Raw genomic sequence first — 14,452 nt, 5'->3', positions numbered from 1 at the left:
GTCAGACACACAACCCGGTAACGGCGCAGTGTATTGCGCCGTTACCATCATGTCTCAAACCTGGAACGGCCCCTGCCCTGCCAGCATCTGCTCAATCACCTGCAACACGCCCTCGTCATTGTTGGACGGCGCCTGATAGCGCGCCGCCTGTTTCACGCGTTGCGGGGCATTTTGCATGGCAAAGCTGAAGCCAGACTGCGCCAGCATTTCAAGATCGTTGCCACCATCGCCGAAAGCCAGCACTTCATCATTGTTGATGCCCCAGCGGGTTTGCAGCAAGCGCAGGCCATTGGCTTTATGCAGGCCCGGCACAATCAAATCCACCGAACCATGGCCGCTGGACGTCGCTGCCGCAGCCCCATGATGCAAACGCTCGATATCGGCCATCAGAATCGCCACATAGTCGTCGTAGAGGTTAAGGGCAAACTTGAACAGTTTGTCATCACCGGTGTCACTCAGGCTGTCGATGGCGGTTAGCCGATGGCAGTAATGGCGCATCTTCGTCAGCCATTGTTCATCGACACCCGAGAAGTAGTAAGCGCTGTTACGACCGGCGATCAGGTATTTCAGGTCGGGATAGTGGCCGCGTTGCAGCGTATCCATCACCGCATGGATGTCATCACGTGAGAAAGAGCCGCAGAACAACTCTTCATCACGGTCGATAATCCACGCGCCATTCTCCGCCACAAAAGCGATGTCACTGGCAATGTCGGGGAAGAAAGATTTGAGTTGATAATACTGGTTGCCGCTGGCGACCACGAATTTGATGCCACGCTGTTGCATCTGGTGGTAACAGGCTTGAAAACGTGCGCGATTGTACTGTTTTTTATCGTCGAGAAAGGTGCCGTCCATATCCACCGCCACCATTTTTACCACGGCCATCATCACTCCTTAGCGCTTTGAAAGGAAAACAGACGCTTTACAGGATAGCCTGGCAGGGAGGAGAAAACAGCGAAAAGACGGATGGCGAGTGCCATCCGTCTGCGGGAGATTAGTTGAACGCGTTATTCAGCAGAATGGCGGTGATGATACCGGTGGCTGCCGCGACCAGAACATAGTTACCGTCGATATACGCCCAGTGCTCGCCGCGTGGCGGTTCGTACAGACCGTGTCCACGCCAGTCATCAACGCGATAATGCGGACCACGGTACTCCGGCGGTGCCGGGTAGCCACGACGGAAGTCATGACCATTCCAGGCGAAACGATCGCCGCCATGATGATCTTGCGGCATCGGACGGCCAGCATAATGATCGTTATGATCGTTACCCCGATCCGGGCCACGGTCATAGCCATGGTCGGGACCACGATTGCCACCATGATCGGGGCCATTACCGTGATCCTGATGCTGGTTGCCACCGTGTGGCTGCCAGTGTTGATCGCCCGGACCATCGGCCCAGGAAACGCTGGAAATCAGTGAGCTGCATGCAATAAGCGAAGCGACTAGCGTTAATGTTGTTTTTTTCATGGTGTTGCCTCCAATGATAACGGCAATGGTAGCGCCGTTAAGCAATACTATTGATGATATGGAGGCAAAAGCGCATTTCCAAAATTCCTAAAAAACCGCCGTCTTACAATAAATTACCTCGGTTTATCGCTTTCTTAACACTTGTGTCTGTACTGACATTGAATGGACCGAAAAAGCAGCAATATTTGCCATGCGGAAACCAGCGGAAGAGAAAAGAAAGCCCGATCGCAGGGATCGGGAGGAATCAATTTCCATTTATTGCATAAAGAGGGAGAACCCTGCAAAAAGTGAGGGTAAAACTGAAGCACACAACGCCACATCACTAGCATTGCCGATAAACAATACCATTTAAAAATGAAAAAAACTTTTAAAAATGACTATTTTTCGGAAAAATACGTAAAGAGTTAGCGGGTTAAAGAAATAATGTATTGCGCAGTATCATTTTACAGGGAATAAGGTCTGTGCTCCGACCAGCACAAATCATACGTTATTTTACCCGTTCAACTAACTTCAGGAGGACGTCACCCTGAAATCATAAAAAAATCATTAAAATCAATACAAAAACCCATCCATCACTGGCAAAACTTTACGTCTCACTTCCGCTAAGACAAATTTTATTTTTCACCAATTGGTATAAATTCCTGCCAGGAAGATTTAATACACAACCGTGATTAATACAGAGCTCAATATTAGCATTATTAACGAAGTTTATCAGATGCGTTAATTCTGCCTGAACCAGCCTTCTGGAGATTCTTTTCTTTTTCCACCCTAAAGATGAAGCGAATAATACCCTGTGTAATACTCATGTTCAGGTATTTGCTTTGGCAGAAACTGCCGGTGGAAAAAATGTCAGTCAGCGCAACGTCGATTTATGGCGCGTGGTCGAAGCCGGATGCAGTAGCAGCTCAGCAGCCGGACGGATGGGGCGTCGCACCAGCTCCCCACCACAGTTGGGGCAACGTTCATGCAGAACCTCGCTGGCACAGCGGGCGCAGAAGGTACATTCGAACGAACAGATATGCGCATCAGGCGCTTCCGGCGGTAAATCTTTATCGCAGCATTCACAGTTGGGACGTAATTCCAGCATGGTTTTCTCCTGTTGGTGAAATGCCATCATCGCTGCTGGTGACGGTGCCTGACCAGCCCCGGACCGGACGAAGCAGGGACAAATCAGGACATCAGTTGGCCGGTTTCCTGTCATCCGAATTTGTTACATTCCCCATCAGACCTTCTATAGTTCATTCGTCCCCATTATCTAAGAGACGTGTTAATGCAAGTTAAAGGATTGAATATCGGTTTTTTCATTGTCATCCTGGCGATTGTCACGGTGGCGTTTTTTGATGTGCTCGCACCTTACTTCTCCGCCATTTTGTGGGCGGCGATTCTGGCAGTGATTTTCCATCCATTGAAATCACTGCTGCGGCAGAAACTGGGGGATCGTAATGGACTGGCTTCGCTGATTACGCTGCTGATTATCTGCCTGATCGTCTTCACACCACTGGCGATCGTCACGTCGTCGCTGGTAGTGGAGATCAATACCGTCTACAACAAACTGCAAAACAACTCCTCGCAGTTTCCCGCGGTGTTTGCCGATCTGTTTCAGCATCTGCCCGAGTGGGCGCGCAATTACCTGTCCGAGCATCACCTGAATAATGCCGCGCAAATTCAGGAAAAACTCTCCGGTTTTGCCCTCAAGGGTGGCCAGTACATGGCAGGCAGCGTGTTCATCATTGGCAAAGGCACTTTCACCTTTACCGTGGGTTTTGGCGTGATGTTGTACCTGCTGTTTTTCCTGCTGAAAGACGGAGCCTGGCTGGTCAACCTGATCCTGGAATCACTGCCGCTCTCCACTCATGTGAAGCATCACCTGCTGCTGAAATTTGCCGCTGTATCCCGCGCCACGGTTAAAGGCACGGTGGTGGTCGCGGTGGTTCAGGGGGTACTGGGCGGACTGGCCTTCTGGTTCACCGGCATTGACGGCAGCCTGCTGTGGGGCGCGCTGATGGCGTTCCTGTCGCTGGTTCCGGCAATTGGTTCCGCTATCGTGTGGGTACCGGCAACCATTTTCTTCTTCGCCACTGGCGCGCTGTGGAAAGGGTTCTTCCTGATCGGCTTTTTCGTGGTGGTGGTGGGTCTGGTGGATAATATTCTGCGCCCATTGCTGGTGGGGAAAGACACCAAAATGCCGGACTATATGATTCTGATCGCCACCCTCGGCGGCATGGAAGTGTACGGCATCAACGGCTTCGTTATCGGACCACTGATCGCCGCGCTGTTTATCGCCTGCTGGAATCTGCTCTCCGGGCGCGACAATCGCGATAACGTTGAGGAAATTGACGAAGAATTTATCGAAGAGGGTAAAAAACGCGATTAAGGGCGAGTGCCGAACGGCACCCGCCACGAGAATTATCGCACCATCTCCTGCTCGCCTGATGCACGCCAGCCGCGCGTCAGGCGTTTTTCTATCTCCACCAGCACAAAGATACCGGCGCTGACCACTAAGGCGATCAACCAGTATTTCAGCGGCAGCGGTTGCGTACCGAACAAGGTGTTCATCAACGGCACATAGATGATCAATGCCTGGAGCAGAATCAGCACCACGGTCACCAGCCAGATCCCCCGATTCTTCAGCAGACCGGCATCCAGTGAGAAGCCGTCGCTGTTACGACAGTTGAGCATATACACCCACTGCGCCGTGACCAGCATCTGCAACAGCACGGTACGGATAAACTCCGGGCTGTAGCCGCGCGGCTGCAACCAGGCTTCCAGCATAAAGGCGCTGACCGAGATCAGCAGGCCGACAAACACCACACGCCAGATGGCGAACCCATCCATCACATTGCTGCGCACGTTACGCGGTGGACGGCGCATGATGTTGTTTTCCGCCGGTTCAAAGGCGAGGCCAAAGGAAAGCGTGGCCGAGGTTGCCATGTTCATCCACAGAATCTGCACCGGGGTTAACGGCAACAGGTTGCCCATCAGAATCGCAATGATGATCAATAACCCCTGGGCAAAACAGGTCGGCATTACAAACAGGATGGTTTTCTTCAGGTTGTCATAGACACGACGCCCCTCTTTCACCGCCGCAGCGATGGTAGCGAAGTTGTCATCGGCGAGGATCATATCTGCGGCTTCTTTGGTCACTTCCGTGCCTTTGATCCCCATCGCGATACCGACATTGGCCTGCTTCAGCGCAGGCGCATCATTCACGCCATCGCCGGTCATACCAACTATTTCGCCCACCGACGCCAGCGCCTTCACCAGGCGCAGTTTATGCTCCGGGCTGGTGCGGGCAAAAATGTCATACTTCTGCGCCGCCACGCTCAGCTCGGCATCATCCATATGCTCCAGCTGATAACCGGTCACCGCCGACTGGCTGTTGCCGATACCCAACATCTGACCAATTGCCATCGCCGTTTCCTGATGATCGCCGGTGATCATCTTCACGCGGATACCGGCCTGCTGGCAGTCCCGAATGGCGGTAATGGCTTCCGGACGCGGCGGATCCATCATGCAGGCCAGGCCGAGCAACACCATGCCGTCACGCAAATCGTCATGGTCCAGCGTCTGTTTAGCCACCGGTAACCAGCGCCATGCGGCGGCCACGGTGCGTAAACCTTCACTGGCGTAGGTGCTGATGGCCTGTTCCCAATACGCACGATCGAGCGGCGCGACGCCCTGATCACCCTGCTGCTGCTGGCACAGGGACAGCAGCACATCCGGCGCACCGGTCAGCATAATGCCGGGTTTGCCATCAATGACCGCACTGACCGCCTGATATTTGTATAGCGAATCAAACGGCAGCTTACTGACCACGTCGACTCTGTCGGACCTGATACCCGCTTTTGCCGCCAGCACCTTTAACGCCCCTTCGGTGGGGCCGCCGACGATGCCCCAATGACCGTGGGTGTCCTGATGCAGCTGGCTTTCATTGCAGATATCGACAATCTGTAAAAAGCCCTGCAACACCTCATCCTGTGCCGCGGACACGCCGCTGGCACTGACCTCAGCGTGAAACTCACCTTTGGGTTCATAGCTATCGCCGCTGATACGCCACTGGCTGTCGGCCAGCACCACCGCCTTCACCGTCATCTCGTTCATGGTCAGGGTGCCGGTTTTGTCGGAGCAAATGACCGACATTGCCCCGAGGGTCTCCACCGTCGGCAATTTGCGAATAATGGCTTGATTGCGCGCCATCGACTGCACACCAAGAGACAAAATGATGGAGATAATGGCCGGCAACCCTTCCGGCACCGCCGCCACCGCCAGACTGATCACCGACAGCAACAACTCCCCCAGCGGGATGTCGCGTAGCAGAAAACCAAACACGAACAGACCCGCCATCATCAGCAGAATGATGGCGAAAATGGCTTTACCGAGTTTATCGATCTGCACCAGCAACGGGGTTTTTGCCTCCTCAATCGAGGAGATCATTGCATTGATATGGCCCAGTTCCGTATCGCCACCGGTGGCAATCACCACCCCCGCAGCAGTACCCGCGCTGACGGTGGTGCCGGAATAAGCCAGATTGACGCGGTCACCGAGGGATTTTTCCCCCTCCAGCGCAGCGGTGTTTTTCGACACCACGGTGGATTCACCGGTGAGAATCGCTTCTTCGACGCGCAGGTTATGGACTTCGAACAGACGCAAGTCGGCCGGGATTTTGTCGCCTGGACGCAACATCACCACATCCCCTGGCACGATATTTTGCGTTGCCACGGTCGCCTGCAACCCTTCACGCAACACGATGGCATCGTTCGACAGCATATTCTGAATGCTTTTCAATGACTTCTCGGCGTTACTTTCCTGGATATATCCAATCAGTGCGTTGATGACAGCAACGCCGAGAATGACAAAGGTATCGACCCAGTGGCCCATCTGCGCGGTGATCACCGCAGCGGCCAGCAGGATATAAATCAGCACATCTTTAAAGTGGGCAATAAAACGCATGAAAGCAGATTTGCCCTGCTTCTGCGGCAGAACATTAGGACCATGATCGCGCAGCCGCGTCTGCGCCTCTTCACCACTTAATCCTGACGGAGAGCTATTTAATGCCGTAAATGCCGCCGTACTATCTTGCTGATATAAAGGCCGATCGGATGCTTCCGTTCGCCTCGCCTCAAAAGGAATGATGTTCATAATTACCCCGCGCGATTTACTCAATTAATGAAAAGCAAAATAAAAATGATACTTTAATAATATTTCCCGCTAGCGTGATGACCGACATCATGTTTTCCTCAGTTAAAAGCTGCCACGATAATTCAGTGCGGGCTAGTAACCAGGGTAAATTATTATCAGGGTAAGAAGATTCTAACCCACAAATAATAAGAGGTTACTGGCTATCTATTTTGTTTTTATTCAGCGACGAGGCATCCAATGAAACCAATTCAAAAACAATCAGTTAAATTAGTTATTTTCTTTGTTTTAGGTGCTATGATCGCTACCACACTGGTTGGCCTGCTGACCTTTAATATCGTGTCATGGCTGGCTGTGTAGCACAAACAACATTTAACCGGAGTTAAACGGAGACGGGGAAATTTAATTTTCATAGCAAACTTTGCGGGTAATCAGTATTTCGTCCGGGATATGCCATTATATTCCCCCCACTGTTACTTACAGGGACGAGAAAAATGAATAACTGGCCGATACTCACCGCACTGCTGTGCTGTCTGGTTCTTATTGGTTGTGATAATAAGAAAATAACGGGAATGATAGTGCCGCACGTTATTAAATCCACTGAATCAAAAAATAATGCTGAAGGCCCGCGCCTGGCTCCGACCAATATTGATACCGGCGCGAAAAACATGTTGTCGCTGGAGAGGATTTTCAGCATGCCGGAAAATCTGTATATCAGTTTCGATGCGCAAAACGCCAGCAGCTAGCCAGCGCCAGGTTGTAGCGGCGCGATTTATCGCGCAATTCATCACGCCGCCATGGCGAAGAACTACGCCACCCGGCCAATTTCCGGCGCCAGTATCCATTCGGCGCTGTCGTTCCACACATCCATTTTCACGATCAATCCGTCGCGGACTTCATAACGATCCAGATAACGGTTGCCAGCAAAAGGCTGACCATCCGGCCATTCCCCATACAGCGTGCCGTTGGAGTACACCACCACATGATCGCCGCGATCCATCCAGTCAAACTGCCCGAGTGACTTCTTCACCCATTTATAACGTGCCCCATTGAAATCGGTGATCCCTTTGGTGGTGGGAAACTCACGTTTACCGGTAAAGGTAATGCTCACCTGCGGATGCATATAGGTTGCCGCTAACACCGCATCGGGTGCCATCGATGCCGCCAGAAACTTCTTCACCACTTCTACTGCCTGCTCAATGCCAGACATAACGCCTCCTGAAGGTAATTTGCACAACGCTGGCGCATCAGCACCAAAATGGCGCAGTTTTGTCGCTAACTTGCGTTAAAAAGCGCCTGTTTCTAAGCAATATCAAACTGGCATCGTAATTGCTAGAAATAAAAATATTATTGCTAGCAATCTACCCGAGGTGAGAGATGTCCGGAAAATCGTTACTGAAAAACTGGCGTAAATGCGCTGTCGTGACCGTGATGACCATGATGTCGGCAGCCGCTATCGCAGCGGATCCGATCAAAGTCGGCCTGGTCACGGCGTTATCGGGTCAATCAGCAAAATCAGGTGAAGCCCTGACGCGCGGGCTGACCATCGCCATCAACGAGATCAATGCTGCCGGTGGCGTAAAAGGCCATCCACTGGAACTGGTACGCCGCGATGACGAAAGTAACCCCGGCAAAGGGATGCTGGCGGCGCGTGAGTTGATCCAACGGGAAAAAGTCGCCGTGCTGTTTGGTGGCCTCGATACCCCGGTATCTCTGGCGATCGTCCCGCTGGCTAATCAACTGAAAACGCCATTTGTCGGACTGTGGGCCGCCGGTACTGGCATTACCCATAACGGTGCGAAACAAAACTATGTGTTCCGTGTCTCCGCCGTGGATGAACTGGTGGATGAAGCGCTGGTGGAATACGCCAGCGAAAAGAAAGGCATGAAAAAAGCCGGCATGATTCTGGTCAACAACCCGTGGGGTGAATCAAACGAGAAAGGCTTCCGTGCCGCGTTGCAGAAAAACAACATCCCGGTAGCGGGCGTCGAGCGTATTGAAGACAGCGATGTTGATTTGGTGCCGCAGCTGACCCGCCTGAAAAACGACGGTGCCAACACCCTGCTGATGGTCGGCAACGTCGGCCCTTCTGCTCAGGTGGTTAAATCGCTGCATAAGATGAACTGGCAGGTGCCGGTGGTTTCGCACTGGGGACCGGCTGGTGGACGCTTCAGCGAGCTGGCAGGGCCGGGAGCCGATCAGGTGACCTTTATCCAGACTTTTGTCTTCACCGACCACAATTCGGCCAAAGGCAACCAGGTGATGGATGAACTGAAAAAACAGTATCCGCAAATCAAAGGGCTGGCGGATGTCACTCCGGCTGTGGGTATCGCCAACGCTTACGATGCGATGCACCTGACAGCGATGGCACTTAACAACGCCAGCAGCCTCGATGGCACCGCCATTCGCGACGGTTTCTACGCCATCAAAGACTATGACGGACTGATTAAGCACTACCAGCAACCATTCACCGTGCAGCAGCACGATGCGCTGGGGCCGAAAGATTACGTTTTCGCCCAGTTCAAAGGCGAGCAGATCCTGCCAGTCACTGAGTAAGGAGACGGATTATGTGGAGCACTGCCCTGTCCACCGGACTGAGCCTCGGCAGCATGTATGCCCTGCTGGCGCTGGGTTTTCACATCACCTGGATTGTGTCGCGCACCCTGAATTTCGCTCAGGGTAGCGCGATGATGGTCGGTGCTACCCTTGGCTACAGTTTGTACGTGACATTTGGCTGGCCCTTGTGGCTGGCCTTACCCGCCACACTGTTGTGCTGCGCGCTGTATGGCGTCGTGATTGAGCGCCTGCTGGTGCGGCCGTTTGTGGCGCGTAATTCCGAAGCCTGGCTGATGGCAACGGTGGCAGGCGGGATCCTGGTCGATAACCTCGCGATGTTCACCTTTGGCAAAGAACCGCGCCAGTTCCCGGTGACCGACGTCACCTTTACCCTGTTCGGTACCTCATGGTCACTGATCAACCTGCTGATCCCCCTGACCGGCGTGGTGATCGTCGTGGCCCTGACGCTGGTGCGGCGTTACAGCCGTATCGGCAAAGTGCTGGAAGCCACGGTGCAAAATCCGCGTGCGGCACAATTAATGGGCATCCGCGTCAACCGGGTGATCGCCGTGGCCTTCGCCCTCTCCACCGTATTTGCTGCGCTGGCGGGTTTGTTGATCGCCCCCTTGTTTAGCATCCAAAGCGATATGGGCACGCTGTTCGGGTTGAAAGCCTTTGCGGTAGCGATCCTTGGCGGCCTCGCCAGTAGCAGCGGTATCTGGGTCGCCGGTTTATTGTTTGGCCTCAGCGAAGCGCTGGTCACGCTGTGGTTTGGTTCCGCCTTCACGCAAATCTTCACTTTCTCACTGGTGATTCTGGCGCTGGCGCTGCGCCCGAACGGTCTGTTTGGGCAAAAATTAAGGGTAAAAGTATGATCAAAACCCTCCCCTTCAATGCACTCGCGCTGGCAGCCGTCGCGCTGCTGAGCCTGCTGCTGCCCTTCGTGCTCGGCAGCTATGCCCTGCTGGTGTTTTCGTTATTTGCCCTCGCTGTCACCACGGTGGTTGGGCTGAATATTTTGCTGGGACTGAGCGGGCAAATCTCCTTCGGCCACATCGCTTTTTATGCCGTCGGAGCCTATATTTCGGCAGGGCTGACCATGAACGGCGTGCCACTGGGCGTCGCGATGCTGGCAGCCATGCTGGTATGTGGTGTGATTGGCGGGCTGCTGGCGATTCCGGCGTTGCGCGTCAGCGGTCCGTTCCTGGCGATGATCACCATAGCCTTCGCACTGGTGGTGCGCCATGTCCTGATTGAGTGGCGCGAGGTGACGGGCGGCTCGAACGGCCTGATGGGCATCCCAATGCCGGACTTTGGCCCGCTGGACCCCACCGTGGGTTTGGCGCTGTGCTGTGCCCTGCTGATGATTGTGGCGCTGGCGCTGTTTGCCCGTCTGCAACGCAGCCAGTGGGGACTGGCGATGCGTGCCGTCAAGGCCAGCGACATTGCCGCGCGCTCGCTGGGTTTTAATCCGGTGGTGAGCAAAACGCTGGCGTTTACCCTCTCCGCCATGCTGGCCAGTGCTGCCGGAACCCTGGTTGCGCCTCTGATGATGTTTATCAACCCGGATTCATTCCCTTTTTCTCAATCGATCCTGTTTGTACTGGCCGTGGTGGTGGGCGGCAGCGGCACGCTGTTCGGCCCGGTGCTCGGTGCGCTGTTGATTGTGGTGCTGCCGGAGCTGCTGTCATCCTTTGCCGAATATCGTCTGCTGATTTTCGCCGTGCTGCTGCTCAGCGTACTGTGGCTGGCACCGCGTGGCCTGCTGGGCACACTGGCGCGCTGGCTGGTCAAACCCGTCCCGCAATTCGCCCCGGAAACTCCGGATGAAACGCTGCTGCAACGCCACTTCCAGCGTGCTGGCCAGGATGTGCTGAAAGTTGAAGGCATCGGCATCCGTTTTGGTGGCGTGCAGGCGGCAAAAGACGTGAGCTTCAACGTGCGCGCCGGAGAAATCCTGGGACTGATGGGACCGAACGGGGCCGGTAAAACCACGGTGCTGAATATGATCAGCGGGTTCTATCGCGCCGACAGCGGCAGCATCCGTCTGCAACAGGAACTGCGTGGTCTGCCTGCGTGGCGGGTGGCGCGTGCCGGAATCGCCCGCACCTATCAAACCACCCAGCTGTTCAGCGGCATGAGCGTACTGGAAAACCTGCTGGTGGCGCAGCAACGTGGCCGCCAGGGCTTGCCGTGGCGTCATCCGGGCCGGGAGGCACAGGCGGTGGCGATGGCACTGCTGGCGCTGGTGGGATATCGCGGTTCGGTGCACACCCCGGCAGAAGATCTGCCCCATGTTGATCGTCGTCTGGTGGAGATTGCCCGTGCGCTGGCGCTGGATCCCGCCCTGTTGTTGCTGGATGAACCCGCCGCCGGACTGAGCCGGGAAGAAACCGATGCGCTGATCCCGCTGCTGCGTCGTCTGGCTGGCTTTGGTCTGGCGGTGATCGTTGTTGAACACGACATGGCGCTGGTGATGGCAGTGAGTGATCGTTTGCAGGTGCTGGATGCCGGTAAGCCGCTGGCACAGGGCAACCCGGCTGAAGTGCAGCGCAATCCGGCGGTGATCGCTGCCTATCTCGGCGGTACAGAATATCGCGGCAAGCCACGCGTGATGCCGCTGCGATCCAACGGAGAACCGGGTCTGGTGGTGGATAAACTGACGCTGGATTATGGTGCCGCGCCGGTGGTGCGTAATGTCAGCTTTACCGTGAATCCAGGCGAAACCGTCGCCATCCTCGGAGCAAACGGTGCCGGGAAATCAACCATTCTGCAAACGCTGGCGGGCCTGCATCCGGCACGCAGCGGCGCGATCTATCTGCACGATCACTCGATCAAGGAACTCAATGCCGCTCAGATCGCTGCGCGCGGCCTGGCGCTGGTACCGGAGGGCCGACAACTGTTCCCGCAAATGACCGTGCTGGAAAACCTGTTGATCGGCCAATATGCCTGTAGCCAACGCCTCGATCCGCAGGCAGAAGTGGAGTCGATTCTGCGCCGCTTCCCCCGTCTGCGCGATCGTCTGCACAGCCAGGCGGGGCTGCTTTCTGGCGGTGAGCAGCAAATGGTGGCCATCGGTCGCGGGCTGATGTCCCGCCCCTCGATCCTGTTGCTGGATGAACCCAGCCTGGGCTTGTCGCCAGCGATGATCGGCGAGTTATATGACGCACTGGCAGGATTGCGCAATGAAGGTGTCACGTTGCTGCTGGTCGATCAGATGGCGAACCTCGCCCTGACCATTGCTGACCGGGCGCTGGTGCTGGAATCGGGTGAAGTGGTGAAAGCCGGACGTGCGCAGGATTTGCTGGCGCAGGCGGATCTGGCAGAAGCCTGGCTGGGAGCAGGAAACGCATGAAGCGACTCACCATCATCAACGCCCGCGTGCCGGGTGAAGATGCATTGCAGACCCTGCATATCGCCGGGGAGCATTTTGTTGCTACGCAGAGTGGACCGGCAGAGACGCTGGATTTTGCCGGTGCGCTGGTGCTGCCCGGTCTGCTGGAAACCCATATCCACCTCGACAAAGCCTGCATCATTGATCGTTGCCATCAGCAGGAAGGTACGCTGGCTGAGGCGATTCGTGAAACGGCACGCGCCAAAGCCGATTTCAGTGAAGAGGATGTTTATCAACGCGGTGCCCGCGTGCTGGAGCAAGCCATTGCGCAGGGCACCACGCGTATGCGTACCCATATCGAAATCGATCCGGTGATCGGTCTGAAAGGTTTTCGTGCCATCCGCCGTTTACAGGCGGAATATGCCTGGGCGATGGATCTGCAACTTTGCGTGTTTCCGCAGGAAGGGATGCTGAATAATCCCGGCACCGAAGAACTGTTGTGTGAAGCGCTGGCATCGGGCGCGGATCTGCTGGGGGGCTGTCCGTATACCGACAGCGATCCGGCTGGACAGATCCGCAGGCTATTCGCCCTGGCTCAACGCTACGATGTCGATATCGATTTCCACCTCGATTTCGATCTCGCGCCAGAGAATCGGCTGATTGACTGCGTGATCGATGAGACGCAAGCTGCCAACTGGGGTGGCCGCGTCACTGTCGGGCACGTCACTAAGCTGTCGATTCTGGCGAGGGATAAGCTGCATGAGTTAGGCCGCAAACTGGCCGGGGCCGGTGTGCAGGTCACTGCCCTGCCCGCCACCGACCTGTTTCTCACCGCGCGCGATCGCTTTGCACTGCAACCGCGTGGCGTAGCCCCGCTGGATGAACTGGATCGCTGCGGCGTGGTGTGTTCGCTCTCCACCAACAATATCGCCAATCCCTTTACGCCCTTTGGCGATGCTTCGCTGGTGCGTCAGGCCAATTTGTTCGCCAACGTGCGCCAGTTGGGAACGCAGGCGGATTTGCTGCGCTGCCTGAGCTGGATCTCCAGCCAGTCAGCAAAGCTGTTGCGCTTAACCGACTATGGGTTAGCACCGGGATGTCTGGCTGATATGGTGGTGTTTGATGTGGCACGCGCCGACCAGATTGTGGCGCAGATAGCGCCGCCGATCGCCGGATTTAAGCGCGGGCGGCAAACCTTTTCCCGTCCGCAGGCAACGCTCTATCGCCCCTGAAAGCCTGAAGCGGCGCACGAAATGCGCCGCTAAATCAATGCCTGGCTAAGCGACAAATCCTCAGAAACCACTTCGGTTAAATCCAGCTCGGCTTCCAGCTCATCCAGATGCGCCAGCATGGTTTGCTGCGCTTCTGCAATATTGCCCGCTTTTAATGCCGCCAGAATGGCTCCATGTTCAGCACACTGACAGGACGGCACATCATTGCGTTGGTAGAGCGCCACAATCAGAGAACTGCGCACCATCAGGTTGGACAGGATCTCGCTCAGCACCTTGTTACCACTGACCTTTGCCAGCAACAGATGAAACGCACTTAATTCACGCACAATATGGCGACGGTCCTGTTGCCCGGTGGCAGCATGTTCCGCCGTTTGCTGTGCCTCGATCTCATCAGCAAACTGCGCCATTTGCTCGGGGGTGATGGAGGCAACAATGGCGCTCTCAATTGCCCGACGCGCGATAAAAATCTCGCGCGCTTCGGTCGCTTCGGGATGTGCCACCATCGCCCCGATATTCGGTTCAATGGTGACAATATGCTGCAACGCCAGGCGCTGCAAAGCGGCCTGAACATGGTTTCGATTGGCTTTCAGCGCCTCAACAATCTGCGCTTCGACTAAGCGCCGACCGGGCTTTAGACGATGCTGCGCGATGGCCAGCGACAACGCATCAACAATACGCTGCACTTCTCGCTGTTTCGCGGTGGCGACCTGACTCATTCTGACCTCTTCC

12 protein-coding genes are annotated in these 14,452 nt (G+C 55.3%); 6 read left to right on the top strand and 6 right to left on the bottom strand.

Going from position 1 to position 14,452, the window contains the following annotated elements; genetic code table 11:
* Window positions 1-54 precede the first annotated feature (54 nt).
* From HA50_RS05265 to HA50_RS05255, 3 genes are all read right to left on the bottom strand, one after another.
* A complete protein-coding gene (locus HA50_RS05265) occupies window positions 55-882 on the bottom strand; it encodes a Cof-type HAD-IIB family hydrolase (RefSeq protein WP_084873349.1) in 828 nt (275 codons plus the stop codon).
* A gap of 109 nt (window positions 883-991) precedes the next feature.
* Window positions 992-1,465, bottom strand: a complete 474-nt coding sequence (locus HA50_RS05260) for an RcnB family protein (RefSeq protein ID WP_084873347.1) — start codon at window positions 1,463-1,465, stop codon at window positions 992-994.
* 853 nt (window positions 1,466-2,318) lie between these two features.
* The gene (locus tag HA50_RS05255) at window positions 2,319-2,552 is read right to left on the bottom strand and encodes a DUF1272 domain-containing protein (RefSeq protein WP_084878351.1); all 234 of its coding nucleotides are present in this window, start codon (window positions 2,550-2,552) and stop codon (window positions 2,319-2,321) included.
* 183 nt (window positions 2,553-2,735) lie between these two features.
* On the opposite strand from HA50_RS05255, the gene HA50_RS05250 reads away from it, so the two are divergent.
* On the top strand, window positions 2,736-3,839 hold the full coding sequence (locus HA50_RS05250; protein ID WP_084873345.1) for an AI-2E family transporter: 1,104 nt from the start codon (window positions 2,736-2,738) through the stop codon (window positions 3,837-3,839).
* 32 nt (window positions 3,840-3,871) lie between these two features.
* Here HA50_RS05250 and HA50_RS05245 read toward each other — a convergent pair whose 3' ends face one another.
* Entirely contained in the window at window positions 3,872-6,604 is a 2,733-nt protein-coding gene (locus HA50_RS05245) for a cation-transporting P-type ATPase (RefSeq protein WP_084873342.1), read from the bottom strand.
* Between the two features lie 575 nt (window positions 6,605-7,179).
* Between HA50_RS05245 and HA50_RS31380 the strand changes: the two genes are divergently transcribed.
* The gene (locus tag HA50_RS31380; protein ID WP_158087398.1) at window positions 7,180-7,347 is read left to right on the top strand and encodes a hypothetical protein; all 168 of its coding nucleotides are present in this window, start codon (window positions 7,180-7,182) and stop codon (window positions 7,345-7,347) included.
* Between the two features lie 62 nt (window positions 7,348-7,409).
* Here the strand turns inward: HA50_RS31380 and HA50_RS05235 are convergent, their stop codons facing one another.
* Window positions 7,410-7,811, bottom strand: a complete 402-nt coding sequence (locus HA50_RS05235; RefSeq protein WP_084873336.1) for a nuclear transport factor 2 family protein — start codon at window positions 7,809-7,811, stop codon at window positions 7,410-7,412.
* A 167-nt stretch (window positions 7,812-7,978) separates the two neighbouring features.
* Here HA50_RS05235 and HA50_RS05230 point away from each other — a divergent pair, with 167 nt between their 5' ends.
* From HA50_RS05230 to HA50_RS05215, 4 genes are read left to right on the top strand one after another with little or no spacing between them, the layout of a single operon-like run.
* Complete coding sequence (locus HA50_RS05230) at window positions 7,979-9,157, top strand: ABC transporter substrate-binding protein (RefSeq protein ID WP_084873333.1); 1,179 nt, start codon at window positions 7,979-7,981, stop codon at window positions 9,155-9,157.
* A gap of 11 nt (window positions 9,158-9,168) precedes the next feature.
* Window positions 9,169-10,032 carry a branched-chain amino acid ABC transporter permease gene (locus tag HA50_RS05225; RefSeq protein WP_084873331.1) on the top strand — a complete coding sequence of 288 codons (864 nt, stop codon included), beginning with the start codon at window positions 9,169-9,171 and terminating at the stop codon, window positions 10,030-10,032.
* Window positions 10,029-12,512 carry a branched-chain amino acid ABC transporter ATP-binding protein/permease gene (locus HA50_RS05220; RefSeq protein ID WP_084873329.1) on the top strand — a complete coding sequence of 828 codons (2,484 nt, stop codon included), beginning with the start codon at window positions 10,029-10,031 and terminating at the stop codon, window positions 12,510-12,512. The genes HA50_RS05225 and HA50_RS05220 overlap by 4 nt, the downstream gene beginning before the upstream one ends.
* Window positions 12,509-13,723: an amidohydrolase family protein gene (locus HA50_RS05215; RefSeq protein WP_084873326.1), complete on the top strand. Its 1,215-nt coding sequence runs from the start codon at window positions 12,509-12,511 to the stop codon at window positions 13,721-13,723. The genes HA50_RS05220 and HA50_RS05215 overlap by 4 nt, the downstream gene beginning before the upstream one ends.
* A gap of 29 nt (window positions 13,724-13,752) precedes the next feature.
* Here the strand turns inward: HA50_RS05215 and HA50_RS05210 are convergent, their stop codons facing one another.
* The gene (locus HA50_RS05210; RefSeq protein ID WP_084873323.1) at window positions 13,753-14,439 is read right to left on the bottom strand and encodes a GntR family transcriptional regulator; all 687 of its coding nucleotides are present in this window, start codon (window positions 14,437-14,439) and stop codon (window positions 13,753-13,755) included.
* Between the last annotated feature and the right edge of the window lie 13 nt (window positions 14,440-14,452).

Origin of the sequence: Pantoea cypripedii (assembly GCF_002095535.1) — a bacterium.
Taxonomy (GTDB): domain Bacteria; phylum Pseudomonadota; class Gammaproteobacteria; order Enterobacterales; family Enterobacteriaceae; genus Pantoea; species Pantoea cypripedii.
This window is presented reverse-complemented; position numbering and strand designations above follow the sequence as displayed.